Consider the following 21,739-nt stretch of genomic DNA (forward strand, 5'->3'; position numbering starts at 1 on the left):
CTGTAGGGCGAAAATGAGTATAAACCCAGTGTTTCCTGTGCCTGCACTCGACGCCCAGCCGTTAGCCCGCCCACGCACCGGTTCAGGGGTTCGATTCGACGGCCTTATATGTCTAAGGGTGAGATGTTCTACCATGGTGTTGAATCCCCACACCACGACGGCAGACGAGACGGTCGTCGGCTCGATCGATTCGACCGATTCGAGCGACGAGTTCGTCATTGCGGACATCTCTGCAGACGACGCGTGGCTTTCGATGCGAGCGGAGGAGGCAATGACACTTCCGGCCTGGCGGTAGGGGGATTCGACCTGTACCGGTGGGGGCCGGTCAGGTGGGACGTTCGATTGCGGCTCTTTTCCAACGGAACGCCGGCTTTCTGCCAGCGTGTGAACGAGACGTAGCGTTTAGTACGTCGCCGTTGTGTCAGTAGTCGATGGCTGGCCGCCAGCGGACAGACCGGCGACCTGGTACCGCACGGAACGACGCCGGAGCGGACCGCAACGCGCGCTATACCCTTCCCTCGCTGCTCGCGGCGCTCGTTCCCGTCAGCCTCGCCCGACGCGCGATTTCCGTCACCGTCACGCCGGACCAAACGGTCTACGACCGCGGCGACCCCGTCGAGTTCACCGTGACGTTTCGGAACCGACTGCCGGTCGCCGTCGCTGTTCCGACGCCACACCAGCGCCGCTGGGGGTGGACCGTCGCCGGCGAACTCGAGGCCAGCGACGAGCGACGATACATGCGGTCACAGCCGTCGGTGTTTCGATTCGACGGCGGTGAGCGAAAACGGATCACGGTCACTTGGAACGGCCGCTTTGAACGAACCGCGGATCGTCACGAGTTCGTCGTGCCGGACCCGGGCGAGTACGAGATCCGGGCGTTCGTCGCGACACGCGAGGGCCGGTATCAGCCCAGTGATACGGCGAGCATCCGGATTCGGTAGGCGAAGTGAGCGAAATGAGCGAGATTGATGAGATGGATGAGAGAGGCGAATCGCCGAACGGACCGTGCGCCGGTTTGAGCGGCTGAAATCGACCGAGAGAAGCGGCCGCGGACGCGACAGGAGGGCAACGTGAGTGGCGTGCGGTATCGCGGCCCGATACCGACGACCGACGGTTCGTCTTCGTCCGTCGCGTCGCTTATCCCGTGAGGAAGCCGCCGGGCGGGATGCGCGTCGTCGGCCGCCCGTCCTCGTCGGGGTCGTTGTCGCTGCCGAACTCGGGGGAGTGTTCGATCGTTCGTCGAGCCTTTGCGACCGTGCGGTTGCACGCAGCCACTGTAGCGAGGATCTTACTCATACACGAGTTACTAGTGGTCCCGGCCACATAAGTATTTATAATATGAAAGATTGTGTGGTTACTTTCCGATGACTCGACCGAAGCAAAATCTGAAACTTCACTTTTATCGCGCTATTCTGCCGTATACTTGGAGACAGTATTTACTATCTTCCGAGTAACTCTCGGAAAAATTGTATTTGTAATATGGTATTTCAGCACTCATCGGTGGAGGTGACACGCCGCAAAGTGCGTCCCGGAACCGTGTTCGGACTCGACCTCGTAGGCTGGCCGCTCCCGCGCACAGATGCTCTGCTCGGCGAACACCTCGAGCAAGCGATCGGTCGCTTGCTCCCAGTCGACGGTCGGCCCGTCACGCTCGGTGCCCGCTTCGTCCGTCACTGCTTTCGCTTGGCCGCTCGTCTGTGTTCCCGCTTCGTGATCCGTCGCGATGAACTCGATCGCCTCCTCGACGATCCGTCCCGGCTCGCCCTGCGGGAGCGTGTTGCCGAAGAACTCCGCGCGGATCTCGGCGGCCGGCATCGGTTCGAACGTCCGTCGTTTGACCGCCCGCATGAACGACCGCGTCCGCTCCCACTCCTCGCCGTCCCACTCGTAGGCTTCGGGGGCGATCAGGCGCGGACACCGCGTGCGGAACCGACAGCCGGAGGGTGGATCAACCGGACTCGGGACCTCGCCCTCGAGCACCCCGCGCGCCCCGGTCTCCCGCGGGTCGGGAACCGGGATCGAGTCGAGTAACGCCTTCGTGTACGGATGTTGCGGGTTCTCGAAGAGTTCTTCTTTCTCGGCGAGTTCGACGATGTTCCCGAGGTACATCACGGCGACGCGGTCGGAGATGTGGCGGATGACCGAGAGGTCGTGGGCGATGAAGAGGTAGGTGAGGCCGAACTCGTCCTGGAGCCGCTCCATGGTGTTCAGCACCTGCGCCTGAATGGACACGTCGAGTGCGGAGACGGGTTCGTCACAGACGATGAAGTCCGGATTGACCGACAGCGCGCGAGCCAGGTTGATCCGCTGGCGCTGGCCGCCCGAGAACGCGTGGGGATAGCGGTTGTAATGGTGCGGGTCCAGCCCGGCCTTCTCCAGCAGGTCCTTCGCCCGGGCCTCGCGGCCTTCGTCGTCGAGCATTCCGTGGGCGCGCATCGGCTCCTCGATGATCTGGCCGACCGTCAGCCGCGGATCGAGCGAGGCCTGCGGGTCCTGAAAGATCATCTGAATTTCCGAGCGCTTGGTGCGCAGATTCTCTCCACTGAGCGTCGCCAGATCCTCGCCTTTGAACGAAATCGTCCCCGCAGTTGGCTCGAGCAGGCGCAGAATCGTCCGTCCCAGCGTACTCTTGCCACAGCCTGACTCGCCGACGAGCCCGAGCGTTTCGCCGCGTCGAATGTCGAAACTCACGTCGTCGACGGCCTGGACCCGTTCCTCGCCGACGCTGATTGGCGGAAACTGATTCGTATCGAGAGAGATTCCCGGCAACAGCCCGCCGCTCTGCGAGAAGTACTTCTTCAGCCCCTCGACCTCGATCAGCGCCTCGCCGTACGGGACCGTCTCACCCGTCATTTCGGACCCGAGTTGGCCGTCGGGTGAACTCTTACTCACGGTCGTCACCTCCGTGCTGACTACCGGCTTTGCTTGTATTCCCACTCTCACTTCCACTCTGACTCCGACTCTCGACTCCACTCCCTTCGCTTTCGCCGCCATCAGTCGCACTGGCAGCGGTCTCCTGTGCACGCTCTTCGAGCGGGACGCTTTCCTCGTACTCGTCGCCGAACACGTCGTGTTTGATGCAGGCCGCTCGATGCGGCTGCCCGTCGGCCCGGGCGACCTCCCTGTTTTCGGGATGGATCCGCTTGCACGCCTCCCGCGCATCCGGACAGCGCGGGTGGAATCGACAGCCTGCGGGCGGGTTGATCGCCTCCGGCATCACTCCCCTGATCGGATCGAGTTCAGCGACGGTTCGGTCGGGCCGGGGCATCGAGTTCAGAAGCGCCTCGGTGTAGGGGTGTTTGGTGTCGTAGAACAGTTCGTCGACCGGCGCTTGCTCGACGATTTCGCCGAGGTACATCACGTTCACCCGGTCGCAGATTTCGGCGACGACGCCCATGTCGTGGGTGACCCAGATGAAACTCGTCCCGTACTTCGCCTGGAGATCGTCGACGAGGTCGATGATCTGGCCCTCGACCGTCACGTCGAGCGCTGTCGTCGGCTCGTCCGCGATGATGAGGTTCGGCTCGCAGGCAAGCGCCATGGCGATGAGCACGCGCTGGCGCATCCCGCCGGAGAACTGGTGGGGGTACTCTTCGTAGCGCTCCGCCGGATCGGGAATGCCGACCTCGCGGAGCATGTCGACCGCCTCCCGGCGCGCCTCGTCGCTCGACAGGTCGCGGTTGAGTTCGATGAACTCGCGCAGTTGGCTGCCGACGGTGAAGACGGGGTTGAGCGATTCCATCGGATCCTGGAAGATGACGGCGATCTCGTTGCCCCGGATGCGGGTGCGAACCTCCTCGTTCGTCAGCATGTCCTCGCGCTCGTGGAGGTCGCCGTCGGGGCCTTCCTCAAGTCCGAAGATGGTTTCGCCCTTGTACGTGATCTCACCGTCGACGATCTGGCCGGGGGAGTCGACGAGCCGAAGGAGGCTCATCGAGGCGACGCTCTTGCCGGCCCCGCTCTCGCCGACGAGGCCGACGATTTCGCCCTCGTAGACCTCGAATGAGATGCCGTCGACGGCGCGGACGGTACCGGCGTCGGTGAAGAACTGCGTCTTGAGGTTCTCGACGCGAAGGAGTGGGTCTGAACGTGAACTCATCGGTGGTGTGGGATCGGTGTGGGAGTCGGGGGGGGAGTCTGGATAGCGGTCATGGTCTGTCTCTCAGTCGTTGATTCGCGGATCGAGCGCGTCTTGCAGGCCGTCGCCGAACAGGTTGAAGCCCATAATCGTCACCAGGATCGCGAGGCCGGGCCAGATCGAGAGCCAGACGTTCGAGTGCATGTAGCCGTGGGAGGTGTTGAGCATCTGGCCCCAGTCGGGCGTCGGCGGTTGCGCCCCGTAGCCGAGGAAGGAGAGGCCGGCGACGATGAGGATCGTGACGCCGATCTGGAGCGTCGCGTAGACGAGGACGGGCGCGAAGCTGTTCGGAATTACGTGCCTACGGATGATGTTGCGGTTCTTGACGCCGGAGGCCTTCGCGGCCTCGATGTAGTCCATCTCACGGACGGACAGCACTTCGCTGCGGATGATCCGGGCGAAAACGGGGATGAACGTGATCCCGACGCCGAGGATGGCGTAGGTGATGTCCGGGCTGCCGCCGCTGACGAACACCGTGAAGACGATGATGAGGATCAGCGGCGGGATCGCGTACACCGTTTCGACCATCCGCATGAGCACGTCGTCGATGCGGCCGCCGTAGAATCCCGAAACTGCGCCGATGATCGTTCCGCCGACGAAGCCGATCAGCGTCGAGACGATGCCAACGCTGACGGAGACCTGTGCGCCGTAGACGATTCTGGTGAAGTAGTCGCGGCCGCTCGGATCGGTTCCGAGCGGATTGCTCAGCGATCCGTCGGCGTGAAACGCCGGCGGCATGTTCTCCTCGCCCTCGCCCGGTGGCGGTATTCGCTCGGGATGGTCGAAGATAGGGAGCGTCTCCGCGAACGTAAAGTCCGAGATGGCTCCGAAGGTGAGCTGTGAGAGATTGCTGTCGATGAACGTGTACGTCGAGATGAGCAGGACGAGCGCCACGACGTACAGCCCCCACCGCGCAGTCGTATCCTCCATTACCTTCGAGAACGTATACCGCCACCCGTATTCGGCCTCGACGTCCTCGGATGGCCCTGAACTCTCGTCCATCTGCGCTTCGCCGAGTGCCATGCTTAGGTACCTCCCTGGTTGTGGTCGAGTCTCCGGTCGGCCTCTTCGCCGTTCACTGCCATCTCAGTCGTGCTCTCCGTAGGTGACGCGGGGATCGATGTACGCGTAGGAGATGTCCGTGATGATGACGCCGACGACGAACATCGTCCCGATCACGATCGTGATCCCCATGATCAGTTGGTAGTCGAGGCTCTGGATCGCTTCCAGGAACAGCCGCCCGATGCCGTTGATGTTGAAGACGTACTCCGTGAGCACGGCACCGCCGAGCGCCGTCGAGAGATTGAGCCCGATGATCGTGATAATCGGGAGCTGAGCCACCTGGAAGGCGTGCTTCCGAAGGATCGTTCGCTCCGGAACCCCGTACGCTCGCGCGAGTTTGACGTACTCTCCCTGCAGCGACTCGATCATCTGCGTCCGCTCGACACGCATCAGCGTCGCCATCTGAAGCGTGCCGAGTGCGATCATCGGCAACAGCAGATGTCGTATCGTCTGATATGCCAATTCAGGATAGCCGCTGTAGCCGTACTGGTCGGGACTGCGCCACGGATATACCAACCCGCTCGAGGGCAGCCAGCCGAGTTGGATCGCGAAGATCAGGATCAGCACGATGCCGATCCAGAACGAGGGCGTGCTCACGCCGATCAGTGCGACGATCCGGGAGACGTGATCCGTCGGCTCGTTTCGCCGCGTCGCCGCGATGATCCCGAGCGGAATCGCGGTCGCAAGGGCGAACGCGTACGCCGACAGAACCAGCATGAGCGTCGGTCCGGCCCGCTGGGCGAGCAGCGCCGTGACGGGTCGATCCCGGTGGATACTGTGGCCGAGATCGCCCTGCAGGACGTTGCTCATGTACGTCAGATACCGCTCGTGCAGCGGCCTGTGGAGGCCGTACTGGCGTTCGATACGCGCGATGACTTCCTGATTGACCTCCTGGCCCTGCAACATGAGCCGCACCGGGTCACCCGGGGCCAGATTCGCGAGGATAAACGTGATTACGGTGATCCCGATCAACACGGGAATCGCCTGTACCACGCGACCTGCCGTATAGCGAAGGAGTCCCATTTGTCGTGTCGTGTTTCAGGTTTCGGTTGGCGGCTCTCGATTTCGGAGGGCGCCTCGATTCTCGCGATCCGCGAGTTCGCGCTCGTCGCCGAGCGGGTCAGTTGTCGGTCCAGACGTTTCCGTACTCGGAGACGACGCGCGGGTTCTGCTGGACCATCGGGTGTGCGTGCAGATCCTTGACGTAATCGCGCGAGGCCATGGTGTTGTGGAACGAGTACGCCGGCAACGACGGCAGTTCCTCGAGTATTTCGACCATGACGCCCTCGTAGAGGGCGTAGCGTTCCTCCTGATCGGCGAGTTCACGAGCCTCGGCGATGTCGTCGTGGAAGGAGTCGCTTCCCTCGTAGAAGTGCGCCTGATTAATTCCCGTTTGGCTCTCGTGGTAGAGGTTGTACAGGTACGCGTCGGGGTCCGGGCCGCCGGTCCAGCCGAGGAGGTACGCCTGGAAGTCGTCCGGGCTGGGTTCCTCGTTGTAGACGGTCCGGTCGAGCAGCGTCCCGAAGTCGAGCGTTTCGGCTTGCGCGCCGTCGTACCCGATCTCGTTGAGTCGCGTGACGATCCGCTCCGCCAGGTCGCCGCGGTGGTCTCCAGGCGCGACGATCGTCGGACTCCAGTCGTCGTCTACCGCGCCGTTGAGCAGTTCTTCGGCCTGATCCGGATCGTATCCCGGATAATACTCTTCCTGCCAGTCGTCGAGCGGGAAGTCCCACTGCTCGTTGGTGATCGGCGGAATCGGTGCGGACAACGGCTGTGCCACGTTCGACAGCCGCGACTCGACGAAGTCCGTCATCGAAAAGGTGTGACAGATCCCCCGCCGCACGTCGGGGTCGCTCGTCGGTGCGTCGTCGCGACAGTTGAACGTCAGATGCATGTACGACGGACTCTCGCTGATGTGGACGCGAATGCCGTCGTCGTCCTCGAGTTCGCTCCAGTCGTCGTTCGGCACGTCGGCGATCGCGTCGGTGTCGCCGGCCCGAATCTCGCCGATTCGGCTCGCTGCGTCGACGTTGTCGACGAACGTGATCTCCTGGAGGTACGGCTGTGGCTCGTCCCAGTAGTCCTCGTTTCGTTCGAGCGTAACGTACTCGTTGAACTCGAAGTCGCTGAAAACGAACGGACCCGAACCGACCGGGTTCGTGTTGAACTCCTCGCGGTCGGATTCGCTTTCGCGTTCGCTTTCGGGGACGACCGAGATCGCCATCGTCTGGAGTTCCCACGGCCCGTACGGGTAGGCGAGGTCGACCTGCACCTGGTAGTCGTCGATGACCTCCGCGGAGTCGACCATCTCGTACTGGGCCAGGTTGACGCTGTCTTCTTCCTGGAAGGCCATGAACGAGTGGGCCACGTCGCTGGCGGTGAGTTCCTCGCCGTTATGGAACTCGATGCCCTCGTTGATCTCGTAGAGGTAGCGCGTCCCGTCGCGCTCGACATCGGGCATGTCCGTGGCGACTTTCGGCTCGAGTCCGAGTCCGTCGTCCCATTCGTAGAGGCCATCGAACACCAAATTCGAGACCTGGACGCTGTAGGCGTCGTTGGAGTGGATCGGGTCGAAGTCCTCGTCTCGCTCCAGTTCCTGGGTATACTCGATCGTACTTTCACGGGCGGCTTCCTCGTCGTCCGGCTCCTCCCGGTCGTAATCGTAGTCTTCGGGGTCGATGAGTTCGTCTCCGTCGTCGTCATCGCCATCCCCACCGATGCACCCTGCGAGCGCCACCGCCGACACCGCCGTTCCCGATGCGAGAACTCGGCGACGGGTGGCGTATGGTGACTTCCGTACCATCCTCTCGAGATACACTGTCATCGACTCTTTGTTATCCTCACCCAAACCGGACGAATAACGACGATACTTTCGACGCGCGTGACGTAATGTGCTTTTACACGTCTTTTAGTGCACTCTGATAACCAGTATTGTCCCGCGTCGGATGAATGTGGACATCTCCTCCGATCCTGCGGACGGTTGTCCATTCGACCTGCGTTCGTACCGTCGGGCCGAAGTCAATACGAAGTTGGTCGCGAATTCGCGGCCGTTGAGCAACCCGTTGGTTTGCGGTCTCCAGTAGAACGCGGCGTTCTGCGGACGTCTCCACCGGCGACGGCCGCAGCGGAGCGACCACTCGTCACGTAGTTCGTCCGACAGTATCAGCTGTGGCGATCGCTTCGTAGCGGGCCCAGTAACCGGGCGAACCGTCCGACACAGAGCACCCGGGCGGACAGTACAGGCCTGGATCACCCGACAGACGGCACCGCTCAGTGCGGCGGGCTGTCGGTTCGATTGGCAGGAACAGTGATCTTTTTCCATCGGCACATACAGTATCGCCGTATGAACTACCGAGCCGTCGACACCGCAGCCGAGTACGTCGCGCGCCTCGATACCGGCGCGGACTGGCGCGCCGAAATCGAGGCCCTCGCGGACGACGTCGAGGCCGACGCCGCCTGGTTTACCGCTCTCGGAGCCGTCCAAGACGCCGAACTCTGGTTCTACGACCAGGACGAGTGCGAATACTATCCGATCGAGTTCGACGAGCCACTCGAAGTCGCAAGTTGTGTCGGTAACGTCTCTCTGCTCGAGGGGGAGCGCTTTGCCCACACCCACGCCGTCCTCTCCGATCCCGACGGCACTACCTACGCCGGCCACCTGAACGAAGCCACCGTCTGGGCCGGCGAGGTCCACATGCGCGTCTTCGAGGACGAACTCGTCCGCGAGTACGACGACACTACCGAACTCGATCTCTGGCTCTGAAATGCGCGCGGAAGACGAACAGTACTTCGACCGACTCGAATCCCAGCTCGACGAGGCGTTCGACGTCGCCGAACGCGCCAAGCAACGCGGCGGCGATCCCGAACCCGAAGTCGAAATCCCGACCGCCAGAGACATGGCCGACCGTGTCGAGAACATCCTCGGCATCGACGGCGTCGCCGACCGCGTTCGCGAACTCGAAGGCGAGATGAGTCGCGAGGAAGCCGCACTCGAACTCGCGGAGGACTTCGCGGAGGGTCGCGTCGGCGACTACGAGACGAAAGCCGGCAAGATCGAGGGGGCGGTCCGGACGGCGGTCGCCCTGTTGACCGAGGGCGTCGTCGCGGCTCCGATCGAGGGCATCGATCGGGTCGAAATACTATCGAACGACGACGGCACCGAGTTCGTCAACGTCTACTACGCCGGGCCGATCCGCTCGGCTGGCGGGACGGCTCAGGCGCTCTCGGTGCTCGTTGCCGACTATACGCGCGCGCTCGTCGGCATCGACCAGTACGATACTCGCGAGGAGGAAGTCGAACGGTACGCCGAGGAGATCGCTCTCTACCACAAGGAGACCGGCCTGCAGTACTGTCCGAAGGACAAGGAGGCGAAGTTCATCGCAAAGCACCTCCCGATCATGCTAGACNAACCGCTCTTCCGATCTGAGCAATGGGTCGATACCAACAGCGCCCGCGGCGGCATGTGTCTCGTTCTGGGCGAGGGGATCGCGCTCAAGGCACCGAAGATCCAGCGCTACACGCGAAACCTCGATGAGGTCGACTGGCCGTGGCTCCAGGATCTCATCGACGGCAATTACGCGGCTACGAGCGACGACGCCGACGCGGGCACCGAAGACGAAGCCGACGATGAGGACGAGAGTGAGGGGGCTGACGGCGCGACGGACGACGAACCCGCCGAAGACGACGGAGACCCAGCGAACGCCGACGGGGACGAATCGGCCGACGTGGACGGTCCAGCGGGCCCTCCACGGGTCGGCGAATCGAAGAAGTTCCTTCGGGACCTGATCGCTGGCCGCCCGGTCTTCTCCCATCCCTGTGCGAAAGGTGGCTTTCGCCTTCGCTACGGCCGCTCGCGCAACCACGGCTTCGCGACCGCCGGCGTCCACCCCGCCGCGATGCACCTCGTCGACGACTTCCTCGCGACCGGGACACAGATCAAGACCGAACGGCCCGGCAAGGCCGCCGGCGTCGTCCCCGTCGACTCCATCGAAGGACCGACCGTCAAACTCGCGAACGGCGACGTCCGCCAGATCGACGATCCGACGGAGGCCAAGGAGATCAGAAACGGCGTCGAGAAGATCCTCGATCTCGGCGAATATCTCGTCAACTACGGCGAGTTCATCGAGAACAACCACCCGCTCGCACCCGCTTCCTACACGCCCGAGTGGTGGATTCAGGACCTCGAAGCCGCCGGCGCGGACGTACAGGCACTCGAGGACGATCCGCGGATCGATCTCGAGCATCCCGATCCTGAGGAGGCCCTCGTGTGGGCCACCGACTTCGACGCGCCGTTACATCCCGAGTACACGTATCTCTGGCACGATCTCCCCGTCGTGGACTTCTGTACGCTCGCGGAAGCGGTGGCGGCGGGACGAGTCGAGAGCGAGGGCGACGCTGGGGCTGGCGGGAACGACGACGCCGACGACACGCTCGTCCTCGAGTTCAGCGACGCCGTTTGTGACGCGCTCGAGACGATCGTCATCGAACACCGCCAGCGCGAGGACCGGATCGAGATCGACGACTGGCGGCCGCTCGCGCGCTCGCTCGGCTGTGAGATCCGTCGGACGGCGACCGACGGGGCCTCGCGGTCGGCGGCGAGCGGCGATGAGCCGGCCACTGATCCAGCGTCGGCCGAGACGGACGCCGCGACCGCAATCGAACTCGAACGCACATGGACCGACGCCGACCTTTCAGAGCGCTCGCGGACCTGGAGCCACGAGGACGAACCCGACGGCGCGAACGCTATCGAGGCGGTCAACGAGGTCGCTCCCGTCGACATCCGCGAGCGCGCGCCGACCCGGATCGGCAACCGGATGGGCCGCCCGGAGAAATCAGAGCGCCGAGACCTGAGCCCGCCGGTCCACACCCTGTTTCCGATCGGCGAGGCCGGCGGCGCACAGCGAAACGTCGCCGACGCGGCTAAACACGCCGAGACGATGTCGGATACGCCCGGCGTCGTCGAGCTTCGGATCGGCCGCCAACAGTGTCCGAACTGCGGCACGGAGACGTTCAAGAACCGCTGTCCGGACTGTGAGACCCGGACCGAACCGGACTACCGCTGCCCGGACTGCGACCAATCACTCGAGCCCGACGAGGCTGGACGCGTCGAGTGCGACCGCTGTGAGGTAGACGGAACCTGCGTCGAACCCCGTGAGATCGACATCAACGACGAGTTCAGAAGCGCTCTCGAATCCGTCGGCGAGCGCGAGAACGCCTTCGAGATCCTCAAGGGCGTCAAGGGACTGACCTCGTCGACCAAGATCCCCGAGCCCATCGAAAAGGGGATTCTCCGGGCCAAACACGACGTGTCGGCGTTCAAGGACGGCACCGTCCGCTACGACATGACCGACCTCCCGGTCACGTCCGTCCGCGCGAGCGAACTCGACATCGACGTCGGGCAACTACAGGCGCTCGGGTACACGGAGGACGTCCATGGCGACCCGCTCACGCACGAGGACCAACTGGTCGAACTCAACGTCCAGGATATCGTCCTCTCCGACGGCGCGGCCGAGCACATGCTCAAGACCGCCGACTTCATTGACGACCTCCTGGAGCAATATTACGGCCTTGACCCGTTCTACGAATTCGAGGACCGCGACGAACTCGTCGGCGAGTTGGTGTTCGGGATGGCACCCCACACGAGTGCCGCGACTGTCGGGAGAGTGATCGGATTCACGAGCGCCGCGGTTGGATACGCACACCCGTACTTTCACGCCGCGAAAAGACGCAATTGTGACGGGGACGAAGACTGCGTCATGCTTCTCATGGACGGACTGCTCAACTTCAGTAGAAGTTTTCTCCCCGACAAGCGCGGCGGGCGCATGGACGCCCCCCTCGTCATGTCCTCGCGAATCGACCCCGCCGAGATCGACGACGAAGCCCACAACATGGACATCGTCTCGCAGTACCCCCGCGAGTTCTACCTCGCGACGCTGGAGCAGGCCGATCCCGAGTCGGTCGATATCCAGATCGGCGAGGACACGCTGGGAACCGACGGGGAGTACACCGGCTTCTCTCACACCCACGACACGTCAAACATCGCGATGGGGCCCGACCTCTCGGCGTACAAGACCCTGGGCTCGATGATGGACAAGATGGACGCCCAACTCGAACTCTCGCGGAAACTAGCGGCCGTCGACGAGACCGACGTTGCAGAGCGGGTTATCGAGTATCACTTCCTGCCGGACCTGATCGGAAACCTGCGGGCGTTCTCCCGCCAGGAGACGCGTTGTCTCGACTGCGGCGAGAAGTTCCGCCGGATGCCCCTGACCGGAGACTGTCGTGAATGCGGTGGGCGGGTCAACCTCACCGTCCACGAGGGCTCGGTTAACAAGTACATGCAGACGGCGATCCAGGTCGCGGAGGAGTACGACTGCCGCGATTACACGAAACAGCGTCTGGAGGTCCTCGAGAAGTCACTCGAGAGTGTTTTCGAGAACGACAAGAACAAACAGTCGGGTATCGAGGACTTCATGTAGCCGGTCGCGAACCACGCCTCTCACACTCTCACTCTCGAACTCGTGTTCCTCGAAATACCCGCTGTATTGTGGTAGTTTATAGTTCGTCTAGCGGTCGTGCGCGACTGAAATCCGAAACCGCGGCAGATAGTGGGAACTGAGTGAGGAGACAGAGACACTCTTCGCGACAATCCCACGCGAACCGGAGCGTGTGGTCTTCACCCACGCGTAGAAGGACGTGTGCAGTTTGCTGAACGCGCCATGAACTCGCATAAGAAGGCGAATCGTAGTAGTCGATAGTAGCGTGGTTCGTTATTCGGAACGGAGCCTCAACATCCGCTACGTACAGGTAGTACAGCATTGGACAGAGTTGCTTAAAAGAGAGTGACAGAAATACTATAACTAAATAGCGCGTATCGCCGAATATGGTCCCCAACGAAACGGCCGATGAACCCCCTTACCTCGGCAACGTCTTATTCCTCGTCGGTGCCTTCTTCATCGCTGGAATAGCAACGCTAACGGTCGTATCCATCGTAGGTATTGAGGGAATAGTCGCATACGCGATTGCAACAATGGCATTCGTCGCTGCATTCATCGGCCTGCTACTGTTCTATAACTCCTATTACCTCGCCGATTGACGGCAATAAGCATCCCTTCTTCCCGAACCTCCGTTTTCGATTTCAGCACCGAGACTGCAGACCGAAATCGCGCTACTACCTACTGCGATACCGAAGACCAAGCGATTATTTCTGACGTGCCCGTCTTCGGCCACCTATTTTGTATCGCTATAATTGGTTTATGCCGAACGCCCCCTGAGACGAGTATTTCTCGCAAACCGGATATTCAGGGCGTCTTCGTACGGAACTGGGTTTATACGCCTCCGAGTGGTAGCAACCCACATGAGTGAGGAACAACAAAATCCTCGGCTCGGCTTCGGCACCACCGTCTACAGCGAAGATGGATCCCCCGTCGGTCGCATTCGCGGCTTCGACGAGGACGGGTTCTACGTGACGATTCGAGACGGTATTGAGGGGATGAGCATTGAACACGTCCGCTCCGGCCACGAGTTCGGCGAGGCCCATCTGATGTGGCGCTGTCTCGAGTGCGGAGCGATGGACGAACTCGACAGCGAACTGCCGGAGCGGTGTCCATCCTGTGGCACCGAGCGGGAGGATCTGTACTACTGGACCGAGGACTGAGACGAGCGTTTTTATCGCGTGTGGCGCGACGGGCCGGTATGGAGATCGTGGTCTTCGGAGCCGGGAGCCTCGGCAGTCTCGTCGGTGGACTCCTTGCCCAATCTGGCGCACACGAGGTGACGCTCGTCGCCCGCGACCCACACGCGAGCGCGGTACGGACGGCCGGCCTGCAACTCGCGGGCGAGTTCAGCGAGACCGTCGCTCCCGCGGCGGTAACGGACGGAACAGAACTCGCCGCTGAACTCGCGGTCGTGACGGTCAAATCCTTCGACACGGCAGCGGCCGCTGATGCACTTTCGACCGGCTCGTTCGACGCCGTGCTCTCGCTCCAAAACGGGATGGGAAACGAAGCGACGCTCGCGGGCCGGCTTGGCGTTCCCGTCCTGGCCGGAACGGCAACCTACGGGGCGCTATTGCGCGAGCCCGGTGTCGTCGAGTGCACCGGACTGGGCGAGGTTACTCTCGGCCCGCGATCGGGTGGGTCGACCCAACTTGCCGACCGCGTCGGCGAGGCATTCGTGCTGAGCCCGCTCGAAACAACCGTTGCGAGTGATATGCCGACCCGACTCTGGCGGAAACTCGCTGTTAACGCCGGTATCAATCCGCTAACGGCGCTTACCGGAACGAAAAACGAGGCCGTTCTCGCCGATCCTGCTACTGAACTCGCACGAGCAGCCGCTCGAGAAACAGCCCACGTTGCCCGGGCTGACGGCATTTCCCTCTCGGACGAGACGGCCGTCGAGACGATGACTCGCGTGGCACGACAGACCGCGCTGAACTCGTCTTCGATGGCCCAGGATGTCCGTGCGGGCCGGCGGACAGAAATCGATGCGATCAACGGCTATGTGGTCGAGCGCGCCGATGAATTGGGTGTTTCGGTACCGACGAATCGGACGCTCACTGCGTTGCTTGAAACCTGGGAGCACGGGTGTGGGCTTCGATAGGCGGATCGGAGAGACTCTGCGGATGAAGAGTAGTCCTCAGCAGCGGTGAGAACGGGCAATACGCTTCCGGCACGAGGAAACTGGCCCTACGCGATCAGAACGGTGCTTCGGGACCTTCGTCGGTCTCGCCGTCGTCGTCGACGGTCTCGCCGGGGAACGACGGGCTCATGCCACCGCCCATGTCGTCGTCCCCACCCATTCCGGTCTGGGCGTTGACCTGCTCGATTTCGGGGATTTCTTTGACCATTCGGCTCTTGATTGCCTGAATCGTCATCGGCGAGATACCACAGCCACTGCAGGCACCGCCGAGGGCGATCGAGACTTCACCCGTTTCACGGTCAAGGTCCTGAATCGCCGCACTCCCGCCGTGCATCTGGATCTGTGGGAAGTTCCGTCGCAGGAAGTTCGCGACGCGGTCTTCGAGGTCGTCTCCGCCTTGGGTTTCGGTACTCATATCTCGCCGTTAGGGCTGAGCCTCCCTAAACCTTCCGTCGGTCCCCATCGTCGCGCCGCTCAGGCGAATCCAAAGACGCGTTCGAGTTCAGTTTCGATGGCATCGACGTGGTGGTCTAGAACGTCTTCGAATCGGTCCTGTTCGACGATAGTACCGGTAAGTCGGTCGTAGGGGTCGTCGGGTAGTTCGACGTGGAACTCGCCGTCGCCGTCGTAGAAGGGTTCGCTTTCGTTTAACACCTGTTGGTCGATTGCGTGGACGAGTTCGGAGTCATAGCGGTCGTTCATCCGGTTGAACGCGTTCTTGTAGGCTTGTTGGAGCTCGGGAAAGTAGTTCGCGTACTTGTCCTCGAATTTTTCGGGGTCGAACTCGGTGTTCGTGTCTGCCATATCATATCCGAACGCGAGTGAGGACAAAAGTCGGACGGTTGTCCCGGTCGGTATTCGCGATGGTCGCTGTGAGGGTGGCTATTACTCTCAGAGAGTGACATTGTAGGCGGTCCCTACAGGTGGCGTGCGTACGCAAGCGGAACGAACACCTTATTCAGTGGCGATACTGTCGACTATGCCATTCGATACGCACCCCATTCCTTGGGAGAAACTCCCGCCGGACTGGGGGCCGACCGAGTACGGTGACGGTCGGTTCGTGTACCATCACGGCCAGTCGTCGATCGTGTTGGTGGCTGATCGGACGGAAGCGGCGCAGTCTCATCCTGGCTTTGGGCTCTGTGGGTACTGGGAACTTCGCTATCGGTACTTGCTCGGTGATCGTACGGTTTCCGAGGCGATCGCTCGTGTCTCGAACCGGAGTGCTGCAGTCAGCGGCTTGCTCAAGTGTATGCATCGAGTTCACGACTCGGTCGAGCGGCCGTCGGACCCGATCGAAGTGATGGAGACGCTGGGCAAGATTTCGTTTTCGGATTTCGTCCCGGAGAACCGGTCGCCATCGGGCTGATTGTGCGTGACGGCTCGGCTACAGTGTACTCCCTCATCCACCTCTAAACGCCTTTACTCCTCATCCACACCTGACCGCGACTCCGAGTCGTCTCAGCAGGCACCTACTCTCCATAAATCCCATATCGCGATATAGAATATGGCTACGGTCGATCCTGCTCGCAACCGAGTGTTTAAGCTTCTATCGACAGTACACGTGTGCATCCCCGGTCCTCATGACAGCGCCGATCCCCTTCACGATCGACTTTCACGTTCACTCGGACGACTCCTACGACGGCCACGAGCCGGTCGAACTCATTCTCGAACACGCTGCCGACATCGATCTCGACGGCGTCGTTATTACCGACCACGACGAAATCGGCGAATCGCGCCGCGCCGCCGCGCTTGCCCCCGAGTACGGGCTGCTCGGGATTCCAGGCGTCGAGGTGTCGACGCGGCACGGCCATCTGCTCGCAATCGGTGTCGACGAACGTCCCGACCCCGGCCAGCCGTTCATGGACACTGTCGCCGCCGTTCGAGAACTCGGCGGCATCGCGATCGTTCCGCATCCGTTCCAGCGAAGTCGCCACGGTGTTCGCAAACGCCGTATCCAAGATGCAGATGCGATCGAGACCTACAACTCGATGCTCTTTACCGGCTACCGAAATCGCCGCGCGCGGACGTTCGCTCGCCGGCGTGAGTATCCTGAAATCGGCGCGAGTGATGCGCACTACCTGCCAAACGTCGGGAGGGCGTACACTGAGGTACGCGTGACGCCCGAGACGGACAACGGAACGCCGACGAAGGCCGATATTGACGGTGAGGACCTCGTCGAGGCCATTCTCGAGGGCCGGACGCAGATTCGAGGAAAGCGAACGCCGATCCACAAGAGTTCGGTGCAGTACGCCAAGGGAGCGGTTCGGAAGTCGGCGTTCGTGCTGACCTCGCACGCGCCGCTCGTGCCGACGGTTCCGGCGTCGATGGAGCGGTCAGGATAGCTGGTCGCCGACGAGTTCGTCGGCGCGGTCGACGAACGCCCGTTCTTCGCCCTTCGGGACGGTTGCGCCGGCCGCCACGTTGTGGCCGCCGCCGTCGCCGCCGACGGCCCGTGCGACCTCACCCATGACGACCGAGAGGTCGAGTCCCTGGCGGGTCAGGCTGTGCGTGGCGCGGGCCGAGACTTTGACGTCCTGGGTTTGCTCGCGCTTTTCCGAATCGTTCCGATCTGGCGCATCCGAGCCGGATGCGTCGCGTTTGTCGGCGAACGCAATGATCGGCTTCGAGCGGCTGATGCCTGCGTTGCCCATCGCCATTCCGGCGACGATGCCGACGATGGTCTCCCGGATGCGGTCCTCCGCGTGGAACCACTGGACGTGCTCCGCGTGGGTGACGCCCTCCTCGGTGACGAGTTCGATGCCGTTCGAGAGGTTTCGCCGGTGGTCTCGCAGGAGGGTGCGGGCTCGGTCCAGGGCCTTGTCACGGTCGCCGAGACAGACGCCGAGGCCGACGTCGGCGCGGTCGTAGCGCGCGGTCGCGTTGAGCAGCGTCGAGAACTCGCTGGCGTCGCGGAGTTCGGTGCCGACGGGTTCTTCGCTGAGGACGTAGGCGGTGCCGACGAGTTGGTCGATTTTCGAGGCGGGGACGCCGCGGGAGACGGCGCGTTTGACGAGGGCGCTGGCGACGGTTTGCTTTTCGTCGTCGGAGAGTTCCGCCCAGCGCCGCCAGTTGCCGTCGCCGGTGCTGGTGCTGGTGCCGGTGCCGGTGTTGTCCCCGCCACCCGTCCGTTTCAACTCGAGATCGAGGTCGTCGAGAAACGAGAGCGCGCCGCGTTCGCTGCCCGAAACCCCGGGAATGCGGACGTCGGTGGCGTACTCGAGGAGTTTCGGGAGCGGGCGGGTCTGTTTGCCGTAGAGTGCGAGATCCGTGCTGGTTTCGATGACGCCGGCGTCGACGCCCTCGGCGACAATTTGTTCGTTCGCGCCGTGGAGTTCACCGCCCGAGGCTTGCATGTCCCCGACCGCGCCGACGACGGCGAGGGCTGCGAGGTCGCGGTTGTCGGCGCGGGCGGCGGCTGCGCCGCCGTCCGTCGTCATCGTCCGCTCCGTCGGCTGCTCCGAAACGTCCGCGAGCGCCCGTGCGAGCACGTAACTCGCGCCCGCGCCCGAGAGTTCAGATGCGCCGTCGATGCCGAACAGGAGCGGGTTGAGGTGATAGTGCGTTTCGCTGTCGGCCGGCTGGTGGTGATCTGCGATGATAGGCGTGAACGCGCCCTCGTCCTCGTGGACGGTGATTTCGTCGAGCTGGCCGCTCCCGAAGTCCGTAAAGAGGACGGTGTCGTACTCGGTCGACGCGATTTCGGCGATCGCGTCCGCGTCGAGTTGTTTTTCGAAGACGGTTTCGAACGGAATACCCGCTCGCTCGAGCGCCTGCGAGGCGATCGCGGCGCTCGTCAGTCCGTCGGCGTCGATGTGGGAGGCGAGCAGAACGCGGTCGGCGTCGGCGAGTCGCCGTGCGCACTCGGTCGCGCGTTCCTCGAGTTCGGGGATCGGGCCAGCCATCGGTCGACTGTGGGTCGGCTTCGGGGATAAACCTGCGGTCCTCGGCTCGCAGCGGGGGGTCGTGTCGTGTTCGTGGGCGATCAGTCGCGATTCCGTTCGGCCACCGCGTCGACCGTCTCGCTGGCCAGCGTCTCGAAGGTTGCCTCGCTCGCGACGAGATCGACATCGAGTTCGTATTCGGCCGCTGTCGCGGCGGTCGGCTCGCCGATGACGCCGACGACGGCCTCGTCGAGTCCCGCGAGCGCCTCCTCGCGAACGCCCCGTTCCGCGGCGGCCTCAAGGAAGTGCGCGACGGTTAGCGACGAGGTGAAACAGGCCCCATCGAGTTCACCCGCGGCGGCCGCGGCGGTCGACGCGCCGCTGCCCTCCGGACGGACCAACCGATAGAGGACGGTTTCGTGGCAGTACGCGCCCGCGTTCTCGAAGCCCTCGAGCAACACGTCGCTGCCGTGGTCGCTGCGGGCGACTTCGACGCGCGCGCCGTCGGTCTCCGCGGCGAGTTCGGCGACGAGGCCGCTCGAGGTGAACTCGTCGGGGACGCGATCCACTGTGTAGCCTTCCTCGCGGAGCGAATCGGCCGTCGCGGAGCCGATCGCACAGACGGTCGCATTGCCGGGGTCCCAACCCGCGTCGGCGACGAGTTCGGCGCCGGTCTTGCTCGTGAGGACGGCGTAGTCGGCGTCGGTTCGCGGGACGGCGTCGGTCGGTTTGACGGCGAGCATCGGGTCCGGAAGCGGTCTGACGCCGAGTGATTCGAGGCGGTCGGCGGCCGCCGCGAGGCGTTCGTCGTCGGGGCGGAAGACGGCGACGGTCGGTGTCTGTGTCTCCGTTTCCAGCGGTGCGGCGTCGCTCATCGGTTTCCTCCAGTCTTCTCGTCGGTCGCTTCGCCGTACTCGTTCCGGATGAACTCGACCACCGACTCACGGGTGCCCGCAACGTCGCCGATCACGGTCACGGCCGGCGGCGAGATGTCCTTGTCGTCGCGCACGTCGACGATCGTTTCGAGCGTTCCCGTGGCGACGCGCTGGCCGGGCCAGGTGCCGCGTTCGACGAGCGCGACCGGCGTCTCGGGGGCCATACCAGCTTCCCGAAGCGCGGCCGTGTAATCCGGCAGCCGACCGACGCCCATCAGGACGACGATGGTGCCGCCGGTCGCGGCCAGCGCGTCCCAGTCGACCGACGACTCGGCCTTCGTGGGGTCCTCGTGGCCGGTGACGAAGGAGACCGACGAGGCGTGATCGCGGTGGGTGACCGGGATTCCGGCGACGGCGGGTGCCGCGATCGCGGACGTGACGGCGGGGACGACTTCGAACGGGATCTCGTGGGCGGCGAGGTACTCGGCTTCCTCGCCGCCGCGGCCGAAGACGAACGAGTCGCCGCCCTTGAGCCGCACGACGGACTTGCCCTCACGGGCAAGTTCGACCAGTCGCTCGTTGATCTCCGACTGGGGCGTGCGCTCGCCGCCGGCGCGCTTGCCGACGTCCTCGCGGCGGTCCTCGGGGAGCATTTCGATGATCTTTGGCCCCGGGAGCTTGTCGTGAAGGACGACATCGGCCGATTCGAGGAGGCGTTTTGCCTTGACCGTGAGCAGGTCGGGATCGCCGGGACCGCTGCCGACGAGGAAGACGGTGCCGGGTTCGGGTTCGAGTTCGTGCTCGGAACCGGACTCGGATTCAGCCGTGCGCCCCATCTACTTTCCCTCCGGCTGGTCCTCCTGACTCGGTTCCGCGTTTCCTTCGGCGTCCTCGCGCGCCGTGTCGATCAACGCCGCAGCGCCCTGGTCGGCGAGTTCAGCGGCGAACTCGCGGGCCGCTTCGGCGTGGGTTTCGATCGGCAGGTCGCGGGTCGCCGTCACCGACTCCTCGCCGTCGCGGTCGAAGACGCTCACGCTCGTGTGGACGAACTCTCCCTGGACGATCGCGTAGATGCCGATCGGGGCGATACAGCCGCCACCGAGTTCGGCGAGGATGGTTCGCTCGACGGTTGTCTCGACGCGGCTGCGCGGGTGGTCGATCGCGGTCTGGATCTCGCGTGCGGTTTCGCCGTCGGTCGCGGTGACGGCGAGTGCGCCCTGTCCCGGTGCGGGGACGAACGTCGTTGTCGGGAGTTCCTGGGCGTCGACGTAGTGGGTGAGGCCGCTGCGTTCGAGGCCGGCCTGTGCGAGGACGATGGCGTCGTACTCGGTGTCGACCTCGCGGCTGAGGGCCTGCTTTTCGAGTTCGGAGAGGTCGTCGAACCACTCGTCGACGGTGCGGTCGTACTCCGGCTCGAAGTCCTCGTTACCCGTATTCCCCTTCCGTTCTTTGTCGGCATCGCTGCGTTCCTGGTGTTCGGCCTGCAGCGCGGGCGCGAGGAGTTTCTCGAGGCGGGTATCGACGTTGCCGCGGAGCGGTTCGACCGTGAGGTCGGCCCGTTCGGACAGGAGTTGTGCGCGCCGGCGGAGACTCGAGGTGCCGACGGTTGCACCGTCCGGGAGTTCCGCGAGTGGTGATCCGTCGGGCGTGACGAGGAGGTCGCCCGGGCGGCCCCGTTCGGGGATGGCGGCGGTGACGAGTTCGTCGGGCTGTTCGGTCGGCATGTCCTTCATCGAGTGGATCGCGCCGTCGAGGTCGCCGTCGAGGACCCGTTCGTCGAGTTCGCGGACGAAGGCACCGGTCTTGCCGAGGCGGTGAATGAGTTCGTCTCGGATCTGGTCGCCGGTCGTTTCGACGGTCACGAGTTCGACCTCGTACCGGCGGTTCTCGAGGGCTTCTTTCACGAGTGCGGCCTGCCGCCGGGCGAGGGCCGATCCCCGTGTCGCCAGTCGCAACGTCCCACGCGTTCTCATAGAGAGTAGTCCTCGCCTGAGGTATGAAAAGCGCACGCTTGTCCGGCGCTGGCCACACTGTCCGGTTCCAGGGTCGCCATAGAGGCTGGCTGAATCGTCACGAAGCTCGCGGGCAGTCGTGGAAGCCGGCCGCAACGGCCGATAACGGGTGAACTGACCGGGTTCGAA

General features: G+C 63.5%; 21 protein-coding genes. 9 read left to right on the forward strand and 12 right to left on the reverse strand.

Translation table 11 applies throughout. From position 1 onward, the window contains the following. The first annotated feature begins 133 nt into the window (after window positions 1-133). The gene (locus tag C484_RS23735; protein WP_006110879.1) at window positions 134-295 is read left to right on the forward strand and encodes a DUF7556 family protein; all 162 of its coding nucleotides are present in this window, start codon (window positions 134-136) and stop codon (window positions 293-295) included. 136 nt (window positions 296-431) lie between these two features. Continuing rightward, window positions 432-941, forward strand: coding sequence for a hypothetical protein (locus C484_RS16115; protein ID WP_006826960.1), 510 nt, complete (start codon window positions 432-434; stop codon window positions 939-941). Window positions 942-1,137: 196 nt separating this feature from the next. On the opposite strand, the gene C484_RS23740 is transcribed toward C484_RS16115, so the two are convergent. The 6 genes from C484_RS23740 to C484_RS16140 all read right to left on the reverse strand — a co-directional run bounded on the left by C484_RS23740 (window position 1,138) and on the right by C484_RS16140 (window position 7,937). Next, window positions 1,138-1,296, reverse strand: coding sequence for a hypothetical protein (locus C484_RS23740; protein ID WP_169332880.1), 159 nt, complete (start codon window positions 1,294-1,296; stop codon window positions 1,138-1,140). A gap of 198 nt (window positions 1,297-1,494) precedes the next feature. After that, window positions 1,495-2,853: an ABC transporter ATP-binding protein gene (locus C484_RS16120; protein WP_239640999.1), complete on the reverse strand. Its 1,359-nt coding sequence runs from the start codon at window positions 2,851-2,853 to the stop codon at window positions 1,495-1,497. A gap of 31 nt (window positions 2,854-2,884) precedes the next feature. Beyond that, a complete protein-coding gene (locus tag C484_RS16125) occupies window positions 2,885-4,099 on the reverse strand; it encodes an ABC transporter ATP-binding protein (RefSeq protein WP_006826963.1) in 1,215 nt (404 codons plus the stop codon). Window positions 4,100-4,162: 63 nt separating this feature from the next. After that, complete coding sequence (locus tag C484_RS16130; protein ID WP_006826964.1) at window positions 4,163-5,161, reverse strand: ABC transporter permease; 999 nt, start codon at window positions 5,159-5,161, stop codon at window positions 4,163-4,165. Window positions 5,162-5,224: 63 nt separating this feature from the next. Beyond that, window positions 5,225-6,223 carry an ABC transporter permease gene (locus C484_RS16135; RefSeq protein ID WP_006826965.1) on the reverse strand — a complete coding sequence of 333 codons (999 nt, stop codon included), beginning with the start codon at window positions 6,221-6,223 and terminating at the stop codon, window positions 5,225-5,227. A gap of 97 nt (window positions 6,224-6,320) precedes the next feature. Continuing rightward, entirely contained in the window at window positions 6,321-7,937 is a 1,617-nt protein-coding gene (locus C484_RS16140; protein ID WP_006826966.1) for an ABC transporter substrate-binding protein, read from the reverse strand. Window positions 7,938-8,543: 606 nt separating this feature from the next. Here C484_RS16140 and C484_RS16145 point away from each other — a divergent pair. The 5 genes from C484_RS16145 (at window position 8,544) to C484_RS16165 (ending at window position 14,800) form a co-directional block, all read left to right on the forward strand. Further along, window positions 8,544-8,963 (forward strand): PPC domain-containing DNA-binding protein, encoded by a 420-nt coding sequence (locus C484_RS16145; protein ID WP_006826967.1) that lies wholly within the window; start codon window positions 8,544-8,546, stop codon window positions 8,961-8,963. Between the two features lies 1 nt (window position 8,964). Next, a complete protein-coding gene (locus tag C484_RS16150) occupies window positions 8,965-12,678 on the forward strand; it encodes a DNA polymerase II large subunit (RefSeq protein WP_006826968.1) in 3,714 nt (1,237 codons plus the stop codon). 404 nt (window positions 12,679-13,082) lie between these two features. Then, complete coding sequence (locus tag C484_RS16155) at window positions 13,083-13,295, forward strand: hypothetical protein (RefSeq protein ID WP_006826969.1); 213 nt, start codon at window positions 13,083-13,085, stop codon at window positions 13,293-13,295. A gap of 261 nt (window positions 13,296-13,556) precedes the next feature. Continuing rightward, a complete protein-coding gene (locus tag C484_RS16160; protein ID WP_006826970.1) occupies window positions 13,557-13,856 on the forward strand; it encodes a DUF7130 family rubredoxin-like protein in 300 nt (99 codons plus the stop codon). A 38-nt stretch (window positions 13,857-13,894) separates the two neighbouring features. Further along, a complete protein-coding gene (locus C484_RS16165) occupies window positions 13,895-14,800 on the forward strand; it encodes a ketopantoate reductase family protein (protein WP_006826971.1) in 906 nt (301 codons plus the stop codon). Between the two features lie 94 nt (window positions 14,801-14,894). Here C484_RS16165 and C484_RS16170 read toward each other — a convergent pair whose 3' ends face one another. Next, the gene (locus C484_RS16170) at window positions 14,895-15,254 is read right to left on the reverse strand and encodes a NifU family protein (RefSeq protein ID WP_006826972.1); all 360 of its coding nucleotides are present in this window, start codon (window positions 15,252-15,254) and stop codon (window positions 14,895-14,897) included. 59 nt (window positions 15,255-15,313) lie between these two features. Continuing rightward, the gene (locus C484_RS16175) at window positions 15,314-15,643 is read right to left on the reverse strand and encodes a DUF5783 family protein (protein WP_006826973.1); all 330 of its coding nucleotides are present in this window, start codon (window positions 15,641-15,643) and stop codon (window positions 15,314-15,316) included. Between the two features lie 175 nt (window positions 15,644-15,818). Between C484_RS16175 and C484_RS16180 the strand changes: the two genes are divergently transcribed. Together C484_RS16180 and C484_RS16185 are read left to right on the forward strand one after the other, a co-directional pair. Then, window positions 15,819-16,208: a hypothetical protein gene (locus C484_RS16180; RefSeq protein ID WP_006826974.1), complete on the forward strand. Its 390-nt coding sequence runs from the start codon at window positions 15,819-15,821 to the stop codon at window positions 16,206-16,208. A gap of 214 nt (window positions 16,209-16,422) precedes the next feature. Continuing rightward, window positions 16,423-17,184: a CehA/McbA family metallohydrolase gene (locus tag C484_RS16185; RefSeq protein WP_006826975.1), complete on the forward strand. Its 762-nt coding sequence runs from the start codon at window positions 16,423-16,425 to the stop codon at window positions 17,182-17,184. Here C484_RS16185 and C484_RS16190 read toward each other — a convergent pair. The 4 genes from C484_RS16190 to hemC all read right to left on the reverse strand — a co-directional run bounded on the left by C484_RS16190 (window position 17,176) and on the right by hemC (window position 21,571). Next, a complete protein-coding gene (locus C484_RS16190; protein ID WP_006826976.1) occupies window positions 17,176-18,744 on the reverse strand; it encodes a single-stranded-DNA-specific exonuclease RecJ in 1,569 nt (522 codons plus the stop codon). The genes C484_RS16185 and C484_RS16190 overlap by 9 nt on opposite strands. 80 nt (window positions 18,745-18,824) lie before the next feature. Beyond that, window positions 18,825-19,598, reverse strand: coding sequence for a uroporphyrinogen-III synthase (locus tag C484_RS16195; RefSeq protein ID WP_006826977.1), 774 nt, complete (start codon window positions 19,596-19,598; stop codon window positions 18,825-18,827). Further along, window positions 19,595-20,434 carry a uroporphyrinogen-III C-methyltransferase gene (cobA, locus tag C484_RS16200; protein WP_006826978.1) on the reverse strand — a complete coding sequence of 280 codons (840 nt, stop codon included), beginning with the start codon at window positions 20,432-20,434 and terminating at the stop codon, window positions 19,595-19,597. The genes C484_RS16195 and cobA overlap by 4 nt, the downstream gene beginning before the upstream one ends. Then, window positions 20,435-21,571, reverse strand: a complete 1,137-nt coding sequence (hemC, locus tag C484_RS16205) for a hydroxymethylbilane synthase (protein WP_006826979.1) — start codon at window positions 21,569-21,571, stop codon at window positions 20,435-20,437. Window positions 21,572-21,739 lie beyond the last annotated feature (168 nt).

Origin of the sequence: Natrialba taiwanensis DSM 12281 (assembly GCF_000337595.1) — an archaeon.
GTDB lineage: Archaea > Halobacteriota > Halobacteria > Halobacteriales > Natrialbaceae > Natrialba > Natrialba taiwanensis.

Coding starts and splice junctions, on each gene's coding strand:
- C484_RS23735 (WP_006110879.1), top strand. CDS start 134: ATGGTGTTGAATCCCCACACCACGACGGCAGACGAGACGGTCGTCGGC.
- C484_RS16115 (WP_006826960.1), top strand. CDS start 432: ATGGCTGGCCGCCAGCGGACAGACCGGCGACCTGGTACCGCACGGAAC.
- C484_RS23740 (WP_169332880.1), bottom strand. CDS start 1,296: ATGAGTAAGATCCTCGCTACAGTGGCTGCGTGCAACCGCACGGTCGCA.
- C484_RS16120 (WP_239640999.1), bottom strand. CDS start 2,853: ATGACGGGTGAGACGGTCCCGTACGGCGAGGCGCTGATCGAGGTCGAG.
- C484_RS16125 (WP_006826963.1), bottom strand. CDS start 4,099: ATGAGTTCACGTTCAGACCCACTCCTTCGCGTCGAGAACCTCAAGACG.
- C484_RS16130 (WP_006826964.1), bottom strand. CDS start 5,161: ATGGCACTCGGCGAAGCGCAGATGGACGAGAGTTCAGGGCCATCCGAG.
- C484_RS16135 (WP_006826965.1), bottom strand. CDS start 6,223: ATGGGACTCCTTCGCTATACGGCAGGTCGCGTGGTACAGGCGATTCCC.
- C484_RS16145 (WP_006826967.1), top strand. CDS start 8,544: ATGAACTACCGAGCCGTCGACACCGCAGCCGAGTACGTCGCGCGCCTC.
- C484_RS16155 (WP_006826969.1), top strand. CDS start 13,083: ATGGTCCCCAACGAAACGGCCGATGAACCCCCTTACCTCGGCAACGTC.
- C484_RS16160 (WP_006826970.1), top strand. CDS start 13,557: ATGAGTGAGGAACAACAAAATCCTCGGCTCGGCTTCGGCACCACCGTC.
- C484_RS16165 (WP_006826971.1), top strand. CDS start 13,895: ATGGAGATCGTGGTCTTCGGAGCCGGGAGCCTCGGCAGTCTCGTCGGT.
- C484_RS16170 (WP_006826972.1), bottom strand. CDS start 15,254: ATGAGTACCGAAACCCAAGGCGGAGACGACCTCGAAGACCGCGTCGCG.
- C484_RS16175 (WP_006826973.1), bottom strand. CDS start 15,643: ATGGCAGACACGAACACCGAGTTCGACCCCGAAAAATTCGAGGACAAG.
- C484_RS16180 (WP_006826974.1), top strand. CDS start 15,819: ATGCCATTCGATACGCACCCCATTCCTTGGGAGAAACTCCCGCCGGAC.
- C484_RS16185 (WP_006826975.1), top strand. CDS start 16,423: ATGACAGCGCCGATCCCCTTCACGATCGACTTTCACGTTCACTCGGAC.
- C484_RS16190 (WP_006826976.1), bottom strand. CDS start 18,744: ATGGCTGGCCCGATCCCCGAACTCGAGGAACGCGCGACCGAGTGCGCA.
- C484_RS16195 (WP_006826977.1), bottom strand. CDS start 19,598: ATGAGCGACGCCGCACCGCTGGAAACGGAGACACAGACACCGACCGTC.
- cobA (WP_006826978.1), bottom strand. CDS start 20,434: ATGGGGCGCACGGCTGAATCCGAGTCCGGTTCCGAGCACGAACTCGAA.
- hemC (WP_006826979.1), bottom strand. CDS start 21,571: ATGAGAACGCGTGGGACGTTGCGACTGGCGACACGGGGATCGGCCCTC.